This is a genomic window from Burkholderia sp. KBS0801, assembly GCF_005937855.2.
In the GTDB taxonomy this organism is placed as follows: Bacteria; Pseudomonadota; Gammaproteobacteria; order Burkholderiales; family Burkholderiaceae; genus Burkholderia; species Burkholderia ambifaria.
In genome coordinates this window covers 2,725,234-2,741,997 of sequence record NZ_CP042178.1, presented here as the reverse complement: position 1 = coordinate 2,741,997, position 16,764 = coordinate 2,725,234, and the positions used below count along the sequence as shown (strand labels likewise).

Sequence of the window (16,764 nt, the reverse complement as noted above, 5' to 3'; positions counted from 1 at the left end):
CCCGACACGATGCGCGGCATCGCCGACGGATAGCGGACGCATCGCAGATCCGCAATCCGCCGAACCGTTGAACCGCGAACCAAGCCGTCCCCCGGCCCTCACACCGCGCTGGCCTCGTCGATCTTGCGGATGTCTTCGTCATCGAGCTTCACGCGGATCGCTTCGCCGAGCAGCGCGAGCTGCGACAGCGACGTGGCGCTCGCGATCGGCGCGGTGATCGTCGGCCGCGCGATCTGCCACGCGAGTGCGATCGCGGCCGGTTGCGTGCCGTGCTTGGCCGACACGTCGTCGAGCGCCGCGAGAATGCGCAGGCCGCGCGCATCGAGATAGCCGGCGACGCGATCGCCGCGCACGCTCTTCTTCAGGTCAGCCTCGCTGCGGTACTTGCCCGACAGGAAGCCGCTCGCGAGCGCGTAGTAGTTGACGACGCCGAGTTTCAGGTCGCGCACGACCGGTTCGAGATCGCGCTCGTATTCGGCGCGGTCGATCAGGTTGTATTCCGGCTGGATCACCTGGTAAGCCGGCAGGCCGTCGCGCTTGCTGATGTCGGCGGCCTCGCGCAGGCGCGCGCCGCTGTAGTTCGACGCGCCGATGATGCGCACCTTGCCCGCGTCGATCAGCGTCTGGTAGGCGGCGAGCGTTTCCTCGAGCGGGGCCGTGTCGGCGAGATCGCGGTGCGAGAAATACAGGTCGATGTAGTCGGTCTGCAGGCGGCGCAGCGAATCGTCGGCGGCCTTCAGGATGTTGTCCTTCGAGAGGCCCGCGCGCGCCTCGAGCAGGCCGACCTTGGTCGCGATCACGACCTGGTCGCGCTTGCCGGAACGCTTGAGCCACTTGCCGATGATCGTTTCGGATTCGCCGCCGCTGTTGCCGGGCGCCCAGGCCGAATAGACGTCGGCCGTGTCGATGAAGTTGATGCCGGTGTCGGCGAGCGCGTCGAGCAGCGCAAACGATGCGTTCTCGTCGACAGTCCAGCCGAAGACGTTGCCGCCGAAGGCGAGCGGGGAAACCTGGATGTCCGACGTGCCGAGGGTGCGTAGTGCCATGTTGCTCTCCTGATGCTGCGGGGTGAACGGGATTGAACCGCGGGATCGGCCGAGTTGAATGCGACGGGATGGCGGAGGGACGACGCGCTGTCGCCGTTGTCGCGGGATGCTCGAATATTCTCGCCGATCGATCGGATTCGTGCAGCGATCACACGGCCGCGGTGACGGAGGACTTGCGGCGGATGACGGACGAATCGTCCGCTATGTGCACCATCCGTGCGACTGCGTTCGATCGGGAACCGAATTTTGCCGTGGCTGGGCGCGGCAGCGGACGGTCGAGAGGCGGGTGGAAACCGGCGTACTGTGACGCAGCATCGGAGCGGAACGAAACACGGGCGGTTAGTGGCCGCCCGCGATCGGTCAATCATCAAGCGTTATCGCAATTGCACCGCCGCGAGAAACAGCACCATGCTGCCGATCGCGCCATCCAGCACGCGCCACGCAACGGCCTTGCGGAACCACGGCGCGAGCAGTCGTGCACCGTATCCGAGCCCGAGGAACCACACGACGCTGACCGCCATCGCACCGATCGCGAATGCGAGGCGCGCGCCTTCCGGCTCGCGCGCACCGGCCGTGCCGATCAGCAGGAACGTATCGAGATACACGTGCGGGTTGAGCCACGTGAACGCGAGCGTCATCAGCACGATCGCGACCGCGCTCTGCGGCGGCGGCGCGACGGCGTCTCCCCGCACGTCGAGCGTTTCGTGTCCAGGCTTGAACGCCCGGCGCAGCGCGTTGAAGCCGAACCATGCGAGATACGCGAGGCCGACGTACAGCACCACGTGGACGAAGGTCGGATAGCGTTCGACGAGCACCGACGCGCCGCCGACGCCCGCGCCGATCAGGATCATGTCGGACAGCGCGCACAGCAGCACGATCTTGCCGACATGCGAGCGCATGATGCCTTGCCGGAGCACGAACGCGTTCTGTGCGCCGATGGTGACGATGAGCGACCCGCACAGGGCGGCGCCGTGGGAAAAAGCGATCCAGTTCATGATGGGGAAGGTGAAGCGGTAGACGGGGGAATCGGTTAGCGCTAGTCTGCGGTCAGCCGTAACATAAGAGAAGCTAATTCGCCTAATGCTGATTAAGGAAATCTAATGCTCGACTACGCGTTGCTCGACGCCCTGGCCGCGGTGATCCGGCACGGCTCGTTCGAACGGGCGGCCAAGGAGCTGAACGTCACGCCGTCGGCGGTATCGCAGCGCGTGAAGCTGCTGGAGGAACGCGTCGGCAGCGTGCTCGTCAAGCGCGGGCAGCCGTGCGTCGCGACGACGTCCGGCGCGCTGTTGTGTCGGCATACGGAGCGCGTGCAGTTGCTCGAGGCCGAACTGGGCGGCCGGATGCCCGCGTTGCCGGGCCAGATCGCGAGCGCGTGGCCGACGTTGCGCGTGGCGGTCAACGACGACAGCGTCGCGACCTGGTTCATCGACGCGGTCGGGCCCTTCTGTACCGAGCGCGAGACCTTGCTCGACCTCGTGATCGACGACCAGGACCATACGGCCGCGCGCATTCGCGACGGCAGCGTGCAGGGCGCGGTGACCGCGCAGGCCGAGCCGATCCAGGGATGCCGGTCGACGCGGCTCGGGCGCATCCGCTATCGCGCGGTGTGTTCGCCGGCGTTTTACGACCGCTATTTCGGCGCGGGCATCACGCGCGATGCGCTGCGCCGCGCGCCGTGCGTGATGTTCAATCCGAAGGATGGCCTGCAGGCACGCTTCATCCGGCGCGTGACGCGTGCGGATCTCGATCCGCCGCAACACTGGATCCCGCACGTCGCGGGCTACCTGCGCGCATGCGAAACGGGGCTGGGATGGGGAATGTGCCCGGACCGGATGGTCGATCGCCAGCTGGCGGCGGGCGAACTGGTCGACATGTCGCGCGGGCGGACCGTCGATATCGAGCTGTACTGGCAGAGCTGGCGCCTGTCGATCGGCTGGCTGGACGACTTCAGCGCGGCGCTCAAGACGCGTGCCGCGCTGTTTCTCGACTGATCGAAGCGGGCGGCGGCGCGCAGGTCGCGCGCCGCGCGGGGTCAGACGTGATGAAGGCCGTCGAAATCGACGATCTGCACGAGGCGGCCCTGCATTTCGATCAGGCCGCGCTTCTGGAACTTCGACAGCGTGCGGCTGACCGTTTCGAGAGTCATGCCGAGATAGCTGCCGATGTCTTCGCGCGTCATCCGCAGGTTGAATTCCGACGGCGAATAGCCGCGCTTCAGGTAGCGTGCCGACACGTCGAGCAGGAACGCGGCGACGCGCTCTTCCGCGTTCAGCGAACCGAGCACCATGGTTTGCGACGTTTCGCGCACGATCTGCTCGCTCATCAGCTTGTGCATGCGCAGCTGCATCGTGCCGGCCTCCGAGCACAGCGACTTGAGTGCGCTGTACGGAATCACGCAGACGGAGCTGTCTTCCAGCGCGACTGCAGTGCGCGGGTGAGTATCGTCGCAGATGCCGTCGAGGCCGAGCGCTTCGCCTGCCAGGTGCAGGCCGGTGACCTGTTCACGGCCGTCGTGGCGCGTGGCGACGGTTTTCAGCGAACCCGAGCGCACGGCGTACAGGTTGTCGAACGTGTCGCCTTCGCGGAACAGCGCTTCGCCGCGCTTGACCGGGCGCGTCGCGCAGATGACTGACTCGAGGCGGCTGAGCGCTTCGGGTGCGAGGCCCTGCGGCATGCACAGATGCCGCATGGCGCACGACGAGCAGTGCGGGGCCTGGCGGGGAGCCGCCAGGCTGCCTGCATGGAACGGGGCCGCGGGGCGTGTGGCGACGGGCGTCAGCATGATCGTTTACTCCGGCGTTGAATCGACGAAATCATTGTCCCACCGCAAGTTGCCGCTGTCGGGTGACAAAACGTCGCGACCGCGCGCGCGTGCCGCAGGCATCGTGGCGGCATGCTGGCACGGCATGCACGCTGCACGTGCGCGCTGCGCCCGCCGCCGCTCAGAGATCCTGATCGGCGTCGGTATGCGCGGCGGCCGGGATCAGCAGCACGGGCAGCGTCGCATGTCGCACGCACTGTTCGGCGATGCTGCCGAGCACGAGGCGACGGAAGCCGCGGCGGCCGTGCGTGCCGAGTACCAGGAGATCGGCGCCGAACGCTTTCGCCCCATCGAGGATCAGCGTCGATACATCGTTGATCGACGACGCCTCGCTCATCACCGTCGCGCCCTTCACGCCGGCCGCCTGCATCAGCTTCGTGAAATCCGCCGCGAGCGCATTGCCTTGCGCGACGAGCTGGTCGCGCAGCACGGACGGGTCGTAGCCCGGCACGTTGTAGTAGATCGCGGCGTTCTCGACGACGTAGAACGGTTGCAGTTCGGCACCGTGCTCCTTCGCGAGCGCGAGCGCGGCATCGAACGCGTGGCGGGACGTGTCGCTGCCGTCGATGGCAACCAGAATGCGCTTGTACATAGTGTCTCCGAGTGGCGGGTTGGACGAAAGTCGGCCGAACGGCCGAGCGGGCCCTGCGTTGCTGCGAGGCAGAGTAAACCAACGGCAGGGACTCTGCAGCGACGTGCCGGTCGTCGCGATCGCGGCGTTTCGGCCGTCGCGGCGGCGCGCAGCGATCGCGGGCCATGCGCGCGCTGCATGCCGCGTTTCGCGATGAGCGTGACGCGCGCGACGGTTGGCCGCGCGCAATGACAGCGCGCGAGCGTCGAGCGAATACCAGCTCGCCCCACCGGTCATGGCTGCACGGCATCGTGGGACGGCGCGGCGCGTCGTGCGAGCGCGTCCGGCCCGCACGCCGGCGTCATCGACGCATGCCGACGACCACCTGACAAACCGCGAGCCTCGCCCTCCATTGGACCGCATCCGCGGCGCGACGGCGTGACTTCGATCAACGCCCGTGCATCGGCGTCGCTCGCGATTCGACGCCCGAGGTCAGGAAACCAAGACTGTCGAACCCCGCGCTGATATCGATACCACAGCCGATTCGAACGATCGCGCTATCGACGACACATCGACCGCAAACCCGGCACGCGTCCGCCGCCGACCCGCCGCTCTACCCCGCCCCTCGAACGACCGATTCAAACGCCGCGCGCGCTACTCCGGCACCGTCGTGATTTCGATCACCCGTTCCGGCCGGCGTCCGTGGCCGGGCCAGTACGCGCTGCCGTACATCCGATGAACCGGGCCGAACGGCTCGTCGGCTGGGTGCGATGGCGCGTCGAACCCCTTCTCGATCACCATGTAGCCGGCCCGCAGCGCGAACGCCGGATGATTGCCGCCGGGCCGGCTGTCGAAGCCGGCGAAGCCGTCGGCGCCTTCGGGCACAGCGTTGACGAGCGACGCGTTGCTGCCCGTGATCTGGTCGGGCGAGAACGCGAGGCCGCTCGCGAGACGGGCGGCCTCGCGATTCTTGCCGTCGGTGTCGACGGTGCTGTCGTGCGTGTCGTCGTTATCGAGTTCGATGCTGCGCGGGTGCACGCCGCGCCCTTGAGCTGACGTTTCCATCGCGGCTCTCCTGGCGGCGAAGCGCTCCGGATCGAAGCAAGTCCCGTTCCGGGCAAGACGGGAAAACGGCGCGGGGGCGATCGCCGCGATCGCCGGGCGCGCGCTGATTTGTCATGATTTATTTCAGCTAGAACAGCCGTTTTCTACAGAGTATGATTCTTTTCCTGCGAAGCGGCGACAGGGGATGCGGTCTCGCCGCCTCTGCCCGCACGGGGACGTCGCAGCACCCTTAAAGACGGGTAGTGAACAACAAACAAGGGACTAGAGGTGGCGGATTCATGCAAGCGACTACTGCTTTCACGCACCGCGGTTATCTGTTGAACTGCGCGCCCGCGCGCGCCAGTGACGGGTCGTTCAAGCCCTACGTCGTGATCTCCCGATCGAGCGACGGGGAGCTCGTCGCGAACCGCTTTTTCCCGACCGAACTCCAGTTCAACGACGAAGGCGACGCGATCGCGCACGCGCGCGACTGGGCCGTGCGCTGGATCGACGCGAGCAGCATCACGATCTGACGCCGTCGCGCGGCGTCGGCATCGACGTTGGCCGTCCGGCCGAGCCCCCGGTGTGCCGCTGCCGGACGAAAACGCGGTAATCTTGCGGAACCCGTCACTTTATTCGCGGCCGTGCGATCGAGCGCGGCTGCCTGCATTGGCATATGTCGACATCACCCGTCCGTCAGTGGGGCCTCGAGGAAATCGTCGCCGGCTTGCGCGAGTCGCGCGAGGAACTCCATCGCACACGTCATCCGCGCGGCATCCGCGAGCTGCCGTCGCGCGACGCGATCTGCAAGATTGTCACCGGCCTGCGCGCGTCGATGTTTCCGACGCACTACGGCGCGCCGGATCTGACCGACGAAAGCGTCGACTACTACGTCGGCCATACGCTCGAAAGCACGCTGCGGGTGCTGTCCGAGCAGGTTCGCCGCGCGCTGCCGTTCCTGCCCGAGCATGCGGACACGCCGTTCGCCGAACTCGACGAACGCGCGTTCGAGATCGCGCGCGAGTTCGGCCGGCAGTTGCCGTCGATTCGTGCGCTGCTGGTCAGCGACATCCAGGCCGCGTATGCGGGCGATCCGGCCGCACAGCACATCACCGAGATCCTGCTGTGCTATCCCGGCGTGCTCGCGATGATGCACCATCGGCTCGCGCATGCGTTGCACCAGCTTGGCGTGCCGCTGCTCGCGCGATTCATCAATGAAATCGCGCACTCGGCCACCGGCATCGACATTCACCCCGGCGCGCAGATCGGCCCGAGCTTCTTCATCGATCACGGCACCGGTGTCGTGATCGGCGAAACCGCGATCATCGGCGAGCGCGTGCGCGTGTATCAAGCCGTCACGCTCGGCGCGAAGAGCTTCCCGGCCGATGGCGAAGGCGCGCTGGTCAAGGGTAATGCGCGGCATCCGATCGTCGAGGACGACGTGGTGATCTACGCGGGCGCGACGATTCTCGGCCGCGTGACGATCGGGCGCGGCTCGGTGATCGGCGGCAATGTGTGGCTCACGCACAGCGTGCCGCCCGGCACGAGCGTCGCACAGGGCAAGGTCCGCGAAGGCGGCAGCGCCGAGAAGCCGTAACGCGGCGCGCGAACGGCGCCGCTCATCCGGGGTCAGTGCTTGCCGGCCGGCGAGCGATGCTTGTACAGCACGTCCTGGTCGACGCGAATCAGGTTCTGCCCCGCGTCGACGACGAAATCCACGCCGTTGTAGGCGCTGCCCGTCAGCAGCAGGATCGCGCTCGCGACGTCGTCGGGGCCGGCGATGCGCGCGAGCGGCGTCGACGCGCGGCTCGCGTGTTCGAAGTCGGCTTGCGTCTGGTCGTCGCTCGGCAGCATCAGCCCGGGGAACACCGCGTTCACACGCAGCACCGGCGACGACGACAGCGCGAGCATCTGCGTGAGGTTGCCGAGCGCGGCCTTCGCGACCGTGTAGCTGAAATGGTCGCGGTGGAAGTTTTCCTTGATCTTCTGGTCGACCACGTTCACGACGACGCCTTGCGTGCCGGCCGCACGGGCCTGTTCGTAGAACGCGCGCGTGAGCAGGATCGGCGCGCGGCAGTTGACGGCCCACGCCTGGTCGAACGCCGCGAGGTCGAAGCTCGGGAAATGATCCTGCCAGAACACCGACGCGTTGTTGACCAGCACGTCGAGGCGGCCGAAGCGCGCATACACGTGGTCGATCAGCGCGGTGATCTGCGCGGCATCCGACAGGTCGGCCTGCAGCGCGACGGAGTCGTGCCCGCGTTCGGCGATCGTGCGGGCCGCTGCATGCGCGGCATCGGCTGAGCGGTCGTAGTGAACCGCGGTGCGATAGCCGTGCGCGGAGAAATACTCGGCGAACGCGCGCCCGGCCCGGCGCGCGGCGCCGGTCACGAGTACGACCGGCGCATTCGCCGCTTGCTTCGTGGACTGCATTACGTATTCGTCAGGTTGACTGAAGAAGGATTCGCGACGATCGACAGGAATTCGCGCCGCGTCGACGGGTCGGTGCGGAACGTGCCGAGCATGCGCGACGTGACCATCTCGACCCCCGGCTTGTGGATGCCGCGCGTCGAGATGCACTGGTGCGCGGCTTCGAGGATCACGCCGACACCTTTCGGCTGCAGCACGTCGAACAGCGTATCGGCGATCTGCACGGTCATTTTTTCCTGGATCTGCAGGCGCTTCGCGAACGCGTCGACCAGACGCGCGAGCTTCGAGATGCCGACGACGCGATGGTTCGGCAGATACGCGACGTGCGCGCGGCCGATGATCGGCACCATGTGGTGTTCGCAGTAGCTCTCGAAGCGGATGTCCTTCAGCACGATCATCTCGTCGTAGCCGTCGACTTCGCTGAACGTGCGCGCGAGGATCTCGCGCGGCTCAAGCGCATAGCCGGCGAAGAACTCCTCGTACGCGCGCACGACGCGTGCGGGCGTGTCGAGCAGGCCTTCACGGGCGGGATCGTCGCCGGCCCAGCGCAGCAGCACGCGAACGGCTTCCTCGGCTTCTTTCCGGCTCGGGCGGGTTGCGGCCGGCTCGGGCCGCGCGGTTTTTTTACCCATCTAGTGGCTCCATCGAATGCGGCCGCCTGCGGCGGCGCGAATATCCGGTCATTGTTTCATGCTTTCGCGGCGCGTGTGTGCGGGCCGCCGCTCACCTGGCTTCACTTCGGCCACTCGTCCTGCTCGTCGTTGAACAGCGACGCGACCACTCCGCGCAGCCACGCGGTGCGCGGATCGTTGTGGAACTTGCGATGCCAGTGCTGCTTCAGGTCGAAGCGAGGCAGCGGCAGCGGCGGCTCGACCGGCACGATGAACGCGTGCTCGGCCGCGTACGCATAGCCGATCGCATGCGGCACCGTCGCGATCAGGTCGGTGCGGCTCAGGATGAACGGCAGGCTCATGAAGTGCGGCGTCTCGAGCACCGCGCGCCGGTGCATGCGCTGCTTCGCGAGGTATTTCTCGAGCACCTCCTGGCTGCGGCCTTCGGCGCGCACGACCGCGTGCCCGCAACCGAGAAACTGCTCGACCGTGAACGGCGGCGCCTGTTCGAACGGATGGCCGCGTCGCATCAGGCAGACGAACCGGTGCGTGAACAGCCGCTGCTGGAAGAAGTTGTTGCCGTCGAGATCGGGGAAGTAGCCGACCGCCAGATCGATCGAGCCGGCTTCGAGGCCGCGGCCGACTTCGTCGTGCGCGGGCGAGACCGAGCGCAGGTTCGCATGCGGCGCGCGCGACGCGAACGCCTGCAGCAGCTTCGGCAGGAACACGATCTCGCCGACGTCCGACAGCGCGATCGAGAACGTATGCGTGCTCGCCGTCGGATCGAAGTCGTGCGGCGCGACGAGGCCGCGCTCGATCTGCGCGAGCGCGTCGCGCGCGGCCGGCAGCAGCGTGAGCGCGCGCGGCGTCGGCTCCATCCCGCGCGACGTGCGCACGAACAGCGGATCGCCGAAATACTCGCGCAGCCGGCCGAGCGCCGTGCTCACGCGCGGCTGGCTCACGCCGAGCAGGTCGCCGGCGCGGCTGACGTTGCGCGTATCGTCGAGCGCGACGAGGTAGGGAATGAGGTTCAGATCGAGCGTGTCCATCGCCGGGCCGGTATCTAGAAAGCGTATACAACATATCTCCTGAATCGCGTTGCTGCATAGTCGGGAAAGCGCTCAAATGTGTTCCATTACTCGAACCAATGTTCAGGAGACGAACAATGCGCACCCAGGTCGCCATCATCGGCGCCGGTCCGTCCGGCCTTTTGCTTTCCCATCTGCTGCGCCTGCAGGGCGTGGATGCCATCCTCGTCGAAGCGCGTTCGCGCGAATACTGCGAGAACCGAATTCGTGCCGGCGTGCTGGAACAGGGCACCGTCGACACGCTGAACGAAGCCGGCCTCGGCGAGCGGATGCGCCGCGAGGGGCTCGAACATCACGGCATCGAGCTGCTGTTCTCCGGCCAGCGCCATCGCATCGACCTGAGCGCGCTCACCGGCGGGCGCGCGATCACCGTCTACAGCCAGCACGAAGTCGTGCGCGACCTGATCGCGGCCGGCGACGCGCATGGTCACGCGATGCACTTCGAAGTCACCGACGTCGCGCTGCACGATGTCGAGAGCGAGCACCCGTTCGTCACGTTCAAGCACGCGGACGGCCACGCGGACCGCATCGACTGCGACTACATCGCCGGCTGCGACGGCTTCCACGGCATCGCGCGCCAGACGATTCCCGCCGAGCGGCTGAACACGTTCGAACGCGTGTATCCGTTCGCATGGCTCGGCATCCTCGCCGACGCGGCGCCCTTGCTCGACGAACTCGTCTACGCGCATCACGAGAACGGCTTCGCGCTGTTTTCGATGCGCTCGCCGACGGTCACGCGCCTTTACTTGCAGTGCAAGCCCGACGAAAACCTCGCCGAATGGTCCGATGCGCGGATCTGGGACGAACTCCACACGCGCTTCTCGAACGACACCGGCTGGACGCCGACCGAGGGCCGGATCACGCAGAAGAGCGTGACGCCGATGCGCAGCTTCGTGTCGGAGACGATGCAATACGGCCGCCTGTTCCTCGCCGGCGACGCTGCGCACATCGTGCCGCCGACCGGCGCGAAGGGGATGAATCTCGCGGTGGCCGACGTCCGCGCGCTGTCCCGGGCGCTCGGCGCCCGCTACCGCGACGGCGACGCGACGCTGCTCGAGCGCTATTCGGCGACCTGTCTCGAACGCGTGTGGCGCGCCGAGCATTTCTCGTACTTCATGACGAACATGCTGCATGCGTCGCCGGACGACTCGCCGTTCGTCAATCGCCTGAAGTTTGCCGAACTGAAATACGTGACGCGCTCGCGGGCCGCCGCGCAGTCGCTGGCCGAAAACTACGTCGGCCTGCCGTTCGACGACCAGACGACCCCCGAGGGATCCCGCCTTGACAATGCGCTGTGCGCGACTCTATGATCGGCCATCGTTCGCTAATCGAATCTAGGTTCGAATAGCGAACAAATACCGAAGGTCGACAACGGCCTCCGGCGCGGCACGCGGCACGCGCGTGTCCCCTCGACAGGCCGCGCATCGTGCCGCGGGTTCGTATCAGGAAGAGACATGGTCAACAAGATTTTCGAATCGCTTCAATCGGCGGTCGCGGACGTCCACGACGGCGCGACCATCATGATCGGCGGCTTCGGCACGGCAGGCATGCCGTCCGAGCTGATCGACGCGCTGATCGAGCAGGGCGCGCGCGGCCTGACGATCGTCAACAACAACGCGGGCAATGGCGAGACGGGCCTCGCGGCGCTGCTCAAGGCGAAGCGGGTGCGCAAGATCATCTGCTCGTTCCCGCGCCAGAGCGACTCGCAGGTGTTCGACGCGTTGTATCGCGCGGGCGAGATCGAGCTTGAGCTCGTGCCGCAGGGCAACCTCGCGGAGCGGATCCGCGCGGCGGGTGCCGGCATCGGCGGCTTCTTCACGCCGACGGGCTTCGGCACGAAGCTCGCGGAAGGCAAGGAGACGCGCGTGATCGACGGCAAGTCGTATGTGTTCGAGACGCCGATCCACGCCGATTTCGCGCTGGTGAAGGCGTACAAGGGCGACCGCTGGGGCAATCTCGTGTATCGCAAGACCGCGCGCAACTTCGGGCCGATCATGGCGAGCGCCGCGAAGGTCGCGATCGTGCAGGTGTCGGAAGTCGTGCCGCTCGGCGGGCTGAACCCGGAACACATCGTGACGCCGGGCATTTTCGTGCAGCGTGTCGTCGAAGTGCCGCAGGCCGCGCATGCGGCCGAGCTGGCTGCCGAACGTGCCGCATCCCAAGCCGCCTGACTGCCCCGAGGAATTCGAAATGAAACGACTGACCCGCGATGAAATGGCCAAGCGCGTCGCCCAGGACATCCCCGAAGGCGCTTACGTGAACCTCGGCATCGGCGTGCCGACGCTGGTGGCGAACCACCTCGATCCGAGCAAGGAAATCTTCCTGCACAGCGAGAACGGCCTGCTCGGCATGGGCCCGGCGCCCGCGCCCGGGGAGGAAGACGACGAGCTGATCAACGCCGGCAAGCAGCACGTGACGCTGCTCACCGGCGGCGCCTATTTCCACCACTCGGATTCGTTCGCGATGATGCGCGGCGGCCATCTCGACTACTGCGTGCTCGGCGCGTTCCAGGTGTCGGCGAACGGCGACCTCGCGAACTGGCATACCGGCGCGCCCGATGCGATTCCGGCCGTCGGCGGCGCGATGGACCTGGCGATCGGCGCGAAGCAGGTGTTCGTGATGATGGAACATCTGACGAAACAGGGCGAGAGCAAGATCGTCGCGCAATGCTCGTATCCGGTCACCGGCGTGCAGTGCGTGAGCCGCATCTATACCGATCTCGCCGTGCTCGACGTGACGAGCGACGGCCTCGCGGTGAGCGAGATCTTCACCGACCTGTCGTTCGACGAACTGCAGAAGCTGACCGGCGTGCCGCTGATCGACGCGACGCGCAAGGCCGCGGCCTGAACGGCAAGCGTGCCGGCACGCGCGATCCCGCGCACACCGGCACGCTTGGGTAGACAATAGGCGCACGCCGTTTCCCCAATCCGATGCCATGCTCGAAGACAGCGCCCGCCTGACCTCCCTCATCTGCGGCACCGAGCCGCTCAACCGGATCTGGTCGCCCCGCGCGACGATCCAGCGGATGCTCGACGTCGAAGCCGCGCTCGCGCGCGCGCTCGCCGCGCAGCACGTGATTCCCGCCACCGCGGTCGCGCCCATCGAACGCGCGTGCGATGCCGATCGGCTGGACGCCGACGCGCTCGCGCACGGCGCGGCGCTCGGCGGCAATCTCGCGATTCCGCTCGTCAAGCAGCTCACCGCGCAGGTGAAGGCCGACGACCCCGAGGCCGCGAAGTTCGTCCACTGGGGCGCGACGAGCCAGGACATCATCGATACCGCGACCGTGCTGCAGCTGCGCGACACGCTCGACGTGCTCGAGCCGCTGCTCGACGAAGCGTGCGCGTCGCTCGCGACGCTCGCGCGCACGCATCGCGCGACACCGATGATCGGCCGCACGTGGCTGCAGCAGGCGCTGCCGATCACGCTCGGCCTGAAATTCGCACAATGGCTCGATGCGCTGCTGCGCCATCGCGCGCGCTTCGCCGAATTGCGGGAGCGCGCGTTGGTACTGCAGTTTGGCGGTGCGGCCGGCACGCTGGCGAGTCTGCGCGAGCATGCGGCCGGCGTGAGCGCCGCGCTCGCGGCCGACCTGAAGCTCGCGGTGCCGGCCGTGCCGTGGCATACGCAGCGCGACCGCATCGCGGAAGCCGCGTCATGCTTCGGGATGCTGACCGGTACGCTCGGCAAGATTGCGCGTGACGTGTCGCTGCAGATGCAGACCGAAGTCGGCGAGCTCGGCGAACCGGCGGCCGCCGGCAAGGGCGGTTCGTCGACGATGCCGCACAAGCGCAACCCGGTCGGTTGCGCGGCCGTGCTGACGGCCGCGGTGCGCGCGCCGAACCTCGTGGCGACCGTGTTCGCGGGGATGGTCCAGGAGCACGAGCGCGCGCTCGGCGGCTGGCAGGCCGAATGGGACGCGCTGCCCGACCTCGCGCGCCTGACCGGCGGCGCGCTCGCGCAGATCGCGCAGATCGTCGCGGGCCTCGACGTGAACACCGAACGCCTCGCCGCGAACCTCGATCTGACGCACGGGCTGATCCTCGGCGAAGCCGTGATGCTCGCGCTCGGCGACCGGATCGGCCGGCTCGATGCGCACCATGTCGTCGAGCATGCGTCGAAGGAGGCCGTGCGCACCGGCGCGACGCTGTTCGACGTGCTCGCCGCCGATGCGACCGTATCGGCCCACCTGTCGCGCGACGCGCTCGCGCGGCTGCTCGATCCCGCACATTACGTCGGCGAGGCGCAGGCCTACGTCGACGCCGTGCTCGCGCTGCACGCCCAGCACGCGAGCCCGAAACAACCAGGAGAACACTGATGCCCTTCGCCACTGTCAACGGCGTGAAACTGCATTACCGGATCGACCGTGCCGAGCGCGACGACGCGCCGTGGCTCGTTTTCTCGAACTCGCTCGGCGCCGACTTGCAGATGTGGGCGCCGCAGATTCGCCCGCTCACGCAGCACTTCAACATCCTGCGCTACGACACGCGCGGCCACGGCCATTCCGATGCACCGGCCGGCTCGTACACGGTCGACCAGCTCGCGGACGACGTGATCGGCCTGCTCGACCACGTCGGCATCGATCGCGCGCACTTCTGCGGCATCTCGATGGGCGGCCTGACCGGCGCCGCGCTCGCCGCGCGCTTCCCGTCGCGCATCGTGCGCGCCGTGCTGGCGAATACCGCCGCGAAGATCGGTTCGCAGGAAGTATGGGCGCCGCGTGCGCAGAAGGCGCGTGCCGAAGGGATGGCCGCGCTCGCCGACGCCGTGCTGCCGCGCTGGTTCACCGACGCGTTCGTCGAGCGCGAGCCGCGCCTGTTCGACGCGATCCGCGACACCTTCGTGCATACCGACAAGGACGGTTACGCGGCGAACTGCGACGCGCTGAACGCGGCCGACCTGCGCGAGGAAGTGAAGGGCATCGCGCTGCCGGTGCTCGTCGTGACCGGTGCGAAGGACATGTCGACACCGCCCGACCAGGGCCGTGCGCTGGCTGCCGCGATTCCCGGCGCGCGCCACGTCGAATTCGACGCCGCGCATATTTCGAACATCGAGTGCACCGACGGTTTCAACCGCGCGCTGCTCGACTTCCTGACCGCGTGAGGCACCGACGATGGACGACCAGCAACGTTATGAAGCAGGGATGAAGGTGCGCCGCGCGGTGCTCGGCGACGCGCACGTCGATCGTTCGATCGAGAACCGCACCGAGGTGACCGACGAATTCCAGAACCTGATCACGCGCTACGCGTGGGGCGAGATCTGGACGCGCGACGGCCTGCCGCGCCATACGCGCAGCTTGCTGACCATCGCGATGATGGTCGCGCTGAACCGCGGCGAGGAACTCGCGCTGCACTTGCGCGCCGCGCGCAACAACGGCGTGACGCGCGACGAGATCAAGGAAGTGCTGCTGCAGACCGCGATCTACTGCGGCGTGCCGGCCGCGAACTCCGCGTTCCATCTCGCGGACAAGATCTTCAAGGAACAGGATGGAGCCGCCTAGGTGGGGCCGCCTAGGCGAGGCCGGCTGAGCGCCGGCACTGATCCGGTCGCACGGCCTGCCGATGCTGGCGAGCCGTGACGATCGACGAACGCGCCGGCGGCGAATCGGTGCGTGAACGAAGGCAAGGCGCGGCCACGAGGCCGCGCTTGTTGCATATATCAATGTTGGATGGGACCGAAGCGAGCGCCTAAGCGCCAGTTTCGGCCGACAAGGAGACTAGCGATGAATCGCACAACCGTGGTCGATGTCCAGACCTTCATCAACGAGCAGCCGTTCGGCGGCTTTCAGTGGCTCGTATTCCTGATGTGTTTCGTGATCGTGCTGCTCGACGGCTTCGATACGGCCGCGATCGGCTTCATCGCGCCGTCGCTGCTCGGCGAATGGAACCTCACCAAACCCGATCTCGCGCCCGTGCTGAGCGCCGCGCTGTTCGGCCTTGCCTGCGGCGCGCTCGTGTCGGGCCCGCTGTCCGATCGCCTCGGGCGCCGCTCGCTGCTGCTCGGCTCGGTATTCCTGTTCGGCGTCGCGTGCCTCGTGTCGGCGTTCTCCACGACCATCGGGCACCTGACGATCCTGCGTTTCATCACCGGCGTCGGGCTCGGCGCCGCGATGCCGAACGCGGTCACGATGATGGGCGAGTTTTGCCCGGACAAGCGCCGCGCGACCGTGATCAACCTGATGTTCTGCGGCTTCCCGCTCGGCGCGGCGTTCGGCGGCTTCCTCGCCGCGTGGATGATTCCGCATTTCGGCTGGCGCAGCGTGCTGGTGCTCGGCGGCGTGACGCCGCTGCTGCTCGGCGTGCTGTTGCTGCTGAAGATGCCGGAATCGGTGCGCTTCATGGTCGCGCACGGCCGGAGCGTCGACCGGATCCGCACGACGCTCGCCCGGATTTCGCGCGACGCGCTGAACGCCGGCTCGTTCGTGATGACCGAAACCGCGCCGCAGACCGGCAGCAAAGGGCTCGGCGTCGTGCTGTCGCGCTCGTACGTCGTCGGTTCGGTGATGCTGTGGCTCGCGTACTTCATGGGCCTCGTGATCTTCTACGCGTCGATCAACTGGATGCCGATCCTGCTGAAGGACGCCGGCCTCACGCCGAAGAGCGCGACCCTGATCTCCGCGCTGTTCCCGCTCGGCGGTGTCGGCGCGGTGCTGTGCGGCGTGCTGATGGACCGCTTCAACGCGAACCGCGTGATCGCCGTGTGCTACGCGCTGACCGCGATCAGCGTGTATGCGATCGGGCAGGCGGCGGGGAATGTGGGGCTGCTCGTGCTGGTCGTGTTCATCGCCGGCGTGTTGATGAACACCGCGCAATCGTCGATGCCGGCGCTCGCCGCCGCGTTCTACCCGACCGAAGGGCGCGGCACGGGCGTGGCATGGATGCTGGGTGTCGGCCGCTTCGGCGGGATCGCCGGATCGTTCCTCGTCGCGGAACTGACGCGCCGGCACTTTTCGTTCGCGGGCGTGTTCGGGACGATTGCGGTCGCGGGCCTGCTCGCATGCCTCGCGTTGCTGATCAAGCAGATGGCGCGGCCGCATGGTGTCACGCAGCCGGGCGGCAAGATCGAGTCGCTCGGGCATTGAGCGCAATCGGGGCCGGGGCGATGCGCCGGCTCCGCGTGTGTTGCGGTTGGGGCGGAAGACGGCCAACGC

Annotated in this window: 18 protein-coding genes; 10 read left to right on the top strand and 8 right to left on the bottom strand. The window is 67.4% G+C overall.

Annotated elements, in window-relative coordinates; translation table 11 throughout:
- Positions 1-98: 98 nt before the first annotated feature.
- Positions 99-1,046, bottom strand: coding sequence for an aldo/keto reductase (locus FFI87_RS29245; RefSeq protein WP_138849790.1), 948 nt, complete (start codon positions 1,044-1,046; stop codon positions 99-101).
- 374 nt (positions 1,047-1,420) lie between these two features.
- Positions 1,421-2,041 (bottom strand): LysE/ArgO family amino acid transporter, encoded by a 621-nt coding sequence (locus FFI87_RS29240; RefSeq protein WP_012365066.1) that lies wholly within the window; start codon positions 2,039-2,041, stop codon positions 1,421-1,423.
- A gap of 105 nt (positions 2,042-2,146) precedes the next feature.
- Here FFI87_RS29240 and FFI87_RS29235 point away from each other — a divergent pair, with 105 nt between their 5' ends.
- Complete coding sequence (locus FFI87_RS29235) at positions 2,147-3,040, top strand: LysR family transcriptional regulator ArgP (protein WP_011659943.1); 894 nt, start codon at positions 2,147-2,149, stop codon at positions 3,038-3,040.
- A gap of 41 nt (positions 3,041-3,081) precedes the next feature.
- Here FFI87_RS29235 and fnr read toward each other — a convergent pair whose 3' ends face one another.
- The 3 genes from fnr to FFI87_RS29220 form a co-directional block, all read right to left on the bottom strand.
- Positions 3,082-3,831: a fumarate/nitrate reduction transcriptional regulator Fnr gene (gene fnr, locus FFI87_RS29230; RefSeq protein ID WP_138849791.1), complete on the bottom strand. Its 750-nt coding sequence runs from the start codon at positions 3,829-3,831 to the stop codon at positions 3,082-3,084.
- A 160-nt stretch (positions 3,832-3,991) separates the two neighbouring features.
- On the bottom strand, positions 3,992-4,462 hold the full coding sequence (locus FFI87_RS29225) for a universal stress protein (protein WP_011659945.1): 471 nt from the start codon (positions 4,460-4,462) through the stop codon (positions 3,992-3,994).
- A gap of 633 nt (positions 4,463-5,095) precedes the next feature.
- Positions 5,096-5,506, bottom strand: a complete 411-nt coding sequence (locus tag FFI87_RS29220; RefSeq protein WP_012365070.1) for a DUF3005 domain-containing protein — start codon at positions 5,504-5,506, stop codon at positions 5,096-5,098.
- A 278-nt stretch (positions 5,507-5,784) separates the two neighbouring features.
- Between FFI87_RS29220 and FFI87_RS29215 the strand changes: the two genes are divergently transcribed.
- Complete coding sequence (locus tag FFI87_RS29215) at positions 5,785-6,018, top strand: hypothetical protein (protein ID WP_011659947.1); 234 nt, start codon at positions 5,785-5,787, stop codon at positions 6,016-6,018.
- Between the two features lie 143 nt (positions 6,019-6,161).
- Positions 6,162-7,082, top strand: coding sequence for a serine O-acetyltransferase EpsC (epsC, locus tag FFI87_RS29210; protein ID WP_126226343.1), 921 nt, complete (start codon positions 6,162-6,164; stop codon positions 7,080-7,082).
- 32 nt (positions 7,083-7,114) lie between these two features.
- On the opposite strand, the gene FFI87_RS29205 is transcribed toward epsC, so the two are convergent.
- From FFI87_RS29205 to FFI87_RS29195, 3 genes are all read right to left on the bottom strand, one after another.
- Positions 7,115-7,918, bottom strand: coding sequence for an SDR family oxidoreductase (locus FFI87_RS29205; protein ID WP_138849792.1), 804 nt, complete (start codon positions 7,916-7,918; stop codon positions 7,115-7,117).
- The gene (gene folE / locus FFI87_RS29200) at positions 7,918-8,547 is read right to left on the bottom strand and encodes a GTP cyclohydrolase I FolE (RefSeq protein WP_012365073.1); all 630 of its coding nucleotides are present in this window, start codon (positions 8,545-8,547) and stop codon (positions 7,918-7,920) included. Before folE ends, FFI87_RS29205 begins: the two co-directional genes overlap by 1 nt.
- A 101-nt stretch (positions 8,548-8,648) precedes the next feature.
- Positions 8,649-9,575 carry a LysR family transcriptional regulator gene (locus FFI87_RS29195; RefSeq protein WP_138849793.1) on the bottom strand — a complete coding sequence of 309 codons (927 nt, stop codon included), beginning with the start codon at positions 9,573-9,575 and terminating at the stop codon, positions 8,649-8,651.
- Positions 9,576-9,691: 116 nt separating this feature from the next.
- On the opposite strand from FFI87_RS29195, the gene pobA reads away from it, so the two are divergent.
- From pobA to FFI87_RS29160, 7 genes are all read left to right on the top strand, one after another.
- The gene (gene pobA, locus FFI87_RS29190; protein WP_138849794.1) at positions 9,692-10,924 is read left to right on the top strand and encodes a 4-hydroxybenzoate 3-monooxygenase; all 1,233 of its coding nucleotides are present in this window, start codon (positions 9,692-9,694) and stop codon (positions 10,922-10,924) included.
- 144 nt (positions 10,925-11,068) lie between these two features.
- The gene (locus FFI87_RS29185) at positions 11,069-11,785 is read left to right on the top strand and encodes a 3-oxoacid CoA-transferase subunit A (RefSeq protein WP_006756646.1); all 717 of its coding nucleotides are present in this window, start codon (positions 11,069-11,071) and stop codon (positions 11,783-11,785) included.
- Positions 11,786-11,804: 19 nt separating this feature from the next.
- The gene (locus FFI87_RS29180) at positions 11,805-12,461 is read left to right on the top strand and encodes a CoA transferase subunit B (RefSeq protein ID WP_006749279.1); all 657 of its coding nucleotides are present in this window, start codon (positions 11,805-11,807) and stop codon (positions 12,459-12,461) included.
- 88 nt (positions 12,462-12,549) lie between these two features.
- On the top strand, positions 12,550-13,932 hold the full coding sequence (locus tag FFI87_RS29175; RefSeq protein WP_138849795.1) for a 3-carboxy-cis,cis-muconate cycloisomerase: 1,383 nt from the start codon (positions 12,550-12,552) through the stop codon (positions 13,930-13,932).
- The gene (pcaD, locus tag FFI87_RS29170; protein WP_138849796.1) at positions 13,932-14,717 is read left to right on the top strand and encodes a 3-oxoadipate enol-lactonase; all 786 of its coding nucleotides are present in this window, start codon (positions 13,932-13,934) and stop codon (positions 14,715-14,717) included. Before FFI87_RS29175 ends, pcaD begins: the two co-directional genes overlap by 1 nt.
- 10 nt (positions 14,718-14,727) lie before the next feature.
- Positions 14,728-15,114 (top strand): 4-carboxymuconolactone decarboxylase, encoded by a 387-nt coding sequence (gene pcaC, locus FFI87_RS29165; RefSeq protein WP_006749282.1) that lies wholly within the window; start codon positions 14,728-14,730, stop codon positions 15,112-15,114.
- 222 nt (positions 15,115-15,336) lie between these two features.
- Entirely contained in the window at positions 15,337-16,695 is a 1,359-nt protein-coding gene (locus FFI87_RS29160) for an MFS transporter (protein WP_138849797.1), read from the top strand.
- The last annotated feature ends 69 nt before the right edge of the window (positions 16,696-16,764 follow it).